This window comes from Streptomyces sp. NPDC020362, from assembly GCF_040642095.1.
Lineage (GTDB): Bacteria > Actinomycetota > Actinomycetes > Streptomycetales > Streptomycetaceae > Streptomyces.
On the sequence record NZ_JBFAET010000379.1, the window covers coordinates 1 to 4069 of the forward strand.

At 72.4% G+C, this 4069-nt stretch carries 3 protein-coding genes; all 3 read left to right on the top strand.

Annotated elements, in window-relative coordinates:
• On the top strand, nt 1–528 hold a 528-nt coding region (locus AB0H32_RS47155; protein ID WP_361135547.1), incomplete at its 5' end, for an alpha amylase C-terminal domain-containing protein.
• 92 nt (nt 529–620) lie between these two features.
• Nucleotides 621–1712, top strand: a complete 1092-nt coding sequence (locus tag AB0H32_RS47160; protein WP_361135549.1) for a glutamate--cysteine ligase — start codon at nt 621–623, stop codon at nt 1710–1712.
• A 188-nt stretch (nt 1713–1900) separates the two neighbouring features.
• Complete coding sequence (locus tag AB0H32_RS47165) at nt 1901–3805, top strand: AMP-dependent synthetase/ligase (RefSeq protein ID WP_361135552.1); 1905 nt, start codon at nt 1901–1903, stop codon at nt 3803–3805.
• Nucleotides 3806–4069 lie beyond the last annotated feature (264 nt).

Sequence of the window (4069 nt, forward strand, 5' to 3'; positions counted from 1 at the left end):
GCCTACCTCGGCTTCATGTGGGCCCACCCCGGCAAGCAACTCCTCTTCATGGGACAGGAGTTCGCCCAGGGCGCGGAGTGGTCCGAGACACACGGACCCGAGTGGTGGCTGCTGGACGCGGACTACTGCTCGGCGGGCGACCACCGGGGCGTACAGGACCTGGTCCGGGATCTGAACACGGTGTACCGGGCCATCCCGGCGCTGTGGCAGCGGGACACCGATCCGGGCGGTTTCCGGTGGGTGCAGTGTGACGCGGCGGACGACAACGTGTTCGCGTTTCTGCGGTTCGGCTCCGACGGCTCCCCGCTGCTGGCGGTCTCGAACTTCTCCCCCGTCGTGCGTGACGGCTACGACCTGTGGGTACCCGAAGGGATTCACGCCTGGCAGGAGGCTCTGAACACGGACGACGCCCGCTACGGCGGCGGCGGAGTCGGCGTCGGCGCCCCGGGTGCCCTGGTGCCCGAGGACGGGTTCCTGCGGCTCACACTGCCTCCGCTCGCCACTGTCTGGTTGACGCCCGTTCGCTGACGGCGCAGGTGTCGGCGGCCCTCTCCGGGGGGCAGTCAGGGTCGTACAGACCTACGACTGCTCCTCGTCACATGAACAGAAGGGCGGCTCACGTGCGCACTGTCGGAGTGGAGGAGGAACTGCTTCTGGTCGACCCGGACAGCGGGGAGCCGAGGGCCCAGCAGGGCGCCGTCCTCGCCCGAGCCGTCCAGGACGATCCCGGACAGGACCTGTTCCAGAAGGAGCTGTTCGGGCAGATGCTGGAGTTCGCCACGCATCCGCAGGCGGACATGGCGCACCTCGGCGCCGAGATCGTGCACTGCCGCAAGGAGGCGGCCCGGCTCGCCGGGGAGATCGGCTGCGCGGTCGCCGCGCTCGCCACGTCCCCGCTGCCGGTCACCCCCTCGATCATCGGCGGGCAGGAGCGGTACCGGTGGATGGCCGAGCAGTACGGGATCACCACCCAGGAGCAGCTGGTGTGCGGCTGCCACGCCCATGTGTCGGTGGAGTCCGACGAGGAGGGCGTCGCCGTCCTCGACCGGATACGGCCGTGGCTTCCGGTGCTGAGCGCGCTCACCGCCAACTCACCGTTCTGGCAGGGCAGCGAGACCGGCTACGCCAGCTACCGCAGCCGGGTGTGGCGGCGCTGGCCGTCGGCGGGGCCGACCGAGCTGTTCGGCTCGGCCGAGCGGTACCACCATCGGGTGAAGGAGATGGTGGCCACCGGGGTCATCCGCGACGCGGGGATGGCGTACTTCGACGCACGGCTGTCCGCCCGGTACCCGACGGTGGAGATCCGGGCGGCGGACGTGTGCCTGCGCGCGGACACCACCGTCCTCGTCGCCGCGCTGGCCCGCGCACTGGTGGAGACGGCTGCCCGTGACTGGCGGGCCGGCCTGCCGCCGCTCGACCACGGCGTGAGCCTGCTCAGGCTGGCCGCCTGGCAAGCCGCCCGCTACGGTCTCGACGAGGACCTCCTCGACCCCGTGACCGTGCGCCCGCGGCCCGCGGTGCAGGTACTGCACGCGCTGCTGGAGCACACCGGGGACGCCCTCGCCGACAGCGGTGACGCCGCCGAGGTCGAGAAGGCCGTCGCTCATCTGATGCGCCGCGGCACCGGTGCCCGCGAGCAGCGGCTGCTCATGGAGCGCACGGGAAGTCTGCGGCGCGTCGTCACCGAATGTGTGCGCCGCACCCAGGACTGACGGGGCGTCCGGCCGGTCGGGGGGCACGTGACACCAGTGCCGCGAGCCCCCTGGACACGCACAGATCATCAGCCGATCACGACTTACCTGTTCCGGGCACCGAAACCGCTTCCCTGGGCTACATTCGAGCACCGCCGGGCACAGAGCCGACCGGCGGGGTCACCCTCCGTACACTCCGGGAGCAGCGCATGCGCGACGTCGCCCTCGCTCCACCAGCCGTTCCGCCGCTGACCGGCGGGCTCGCCGACAGCATCTTCGAGACCGCGGAACGCAGTCCGACGCTGCCTGTCCTCGCACACCGCTCGGACACGGCGCCCGGCAGGTGGGAGGAGGTGACGGCGATCGAGCTTCGGGACCAGGTGGCCGACCTGGCCAAGGGCCTGATCGCCGCGGGGATCTCCCCGGGCCACCGGGTCGCCCTGATGGCCCGGACCCGCTACGAGTGGACGGTCTTCGCCCACGCGCTGTGGGCCGTCGGCGCGGAGGTCGTCCCGGTCCATCCGTCGTCGTCGCGGGAGCAGGTGGAGTGGATCCTGCGGGACGCCCGCTGCGTGGCCGTCGTGGTGGAGGACGACAAGGGCGTCATGACCGTGGGCACCGTGTGCGCGGGGCTGCCGCGACTCAAGCACGTCTGGCAGCTGGACGCGGGTGCGCTGGCGATGCTGGCCGAGCAGGGTGCGGTGATCCCGCTGACCACGGTGGAGTCGCTGCGCCGGATCGTGCTGCCGGACTCGACGGCGGTCATCGCCTACACCTCGGGCACCTCGGGCCGTCCGCTGGGCTGCGCCCTGAGCCACCGAGGCCTGGCCTACCCGTGCGACACCATGCTCGCCGGCTGGGGACACACCGCGGCGCCCCCGGGCGAGCAGCCGTCGGTGCTGGCCTTCCTGCCGTTCTCGCACGTGTACGGGATCATGATCCAGGTGCTGTGCCTGCGCGGCGGGGTGCTGATGGCCCACGAGCCGGAGATGACCGAGGCTGCCCTCGCCTCGGCGCTGTGCACGTTCCGGCCGACGTACCTGTTCGGCGTGCCGTCGGTGTTCGAGAAGCTGTACAAGACGTTCCTGCGGACCGCCCAGCAGACGGGGCGGGGTGCGCTGTTCGAGCGGGCGGCACAGACCGCGCGGGAATTCGCCGAGGCCGAGGAGCGCCGGCGGCTGGGCCTCGGGCCGGGTCCCGGGTTCGACCTGCGGCTGCAGCACGCCCTGTACGAGCGGACGGTGTACCGCAGGCTGCGGGCCGCGCTCGGCGGGCGCGTCGTACGGGGCACCTCCGGCGGTTCGTCGCTCGGCCGGGAGCTGTCCCTCTTCTACGAGGGCATCGGGCTGTACATCAACGACGGTTACGGGCTGACGGAGGCCTCCGGCGGTATCACCGTGCAGCCGCTCGGACGGGAGAAGTCGGGGACCGTGGGCCGCCCGCTGCCGGGCACCGAGCTCCAGGTGGCCGACGACGGGGAGATCCTGGTGCGCGGCCCGTCGGTGTTCCAGGGCTACATCAGCGACGAGGCCCGTACCCGGGCCGTGCTGCGCGGCGGCTGGCTGGCCACCGGGGACGTCGGGCGGCTGGACCCCGAGGGCTATCTGACCATCACCGGCCGCAAGAAGGACGTGATCGTCACCAGCAGCGGCAAGAGCGTGGCCCCGGCCCCGCTGGAGCAGCGGCTGCGCCTGCATCCGCTGGTGCACCAGGCGGTGGTCGTCGGCGACGACCGGCCCTGCGTCGGGGCGCTGATCACGCTGGACCCGGAGTTCCTCACGCACTGGCGGGCCGCTCTGGCGCTGCAGGGCGAGTCGCCGGGCCGGGAGGCGCGCGAGGAGAACGCGCTCAGGGAGGAGATGGCACGGGCCGTCGCCTCGGCCAACAGCGCGGTGTCCCGCGCGGAGTCCATCAGGGTCTACCGTGTCCTGCACGAACCGTTCGCCCCGGACAACGGACTGCTGACGCCGTCCATGAAGCTGCGCCGGGACGCCATCGTGCGGCACTACGCCGCCGAGATCGACGCGATGTACGAAGCCCGTTCCCGCGCGGTGCGGCGGCCGGGTCCGCAGGAGCCGGCCGACTGGGACGAGTCGGACGACGTCTTCCGCTAGGAGGGCTGGGAGGTGCACGTACTCCGCCGGACGCGGCGCGGCCGACCGCCGCCGGGAGCCGGCACGGTGTCCTCGTGGCGGGAGGGACGGATACCCGGCCCGGCTCTGGGAACCCGCAGCAGTGGAGTGATCAGCAACGACGACCACCCTCGTGGGGGGGGGGCCGGGGGGGCCCCCCCCCCCCGGCCCGCGGAAGAAAATACGGAAAGCCGCGGGGTGGGGCAGAATGTGCGGCGTAGTGGGTTGGTAGAGGGGGGGGCCGGG

Coding starts and splice junctions, on each gene's coding strand:
- AB0H32_RS47165 (WP_361135552.1), top strand. CDS start 1,901: ATGCGCGACGTCGCCCTCGCTCCACCAGCCGTTCCGCCGCTGACCGGC.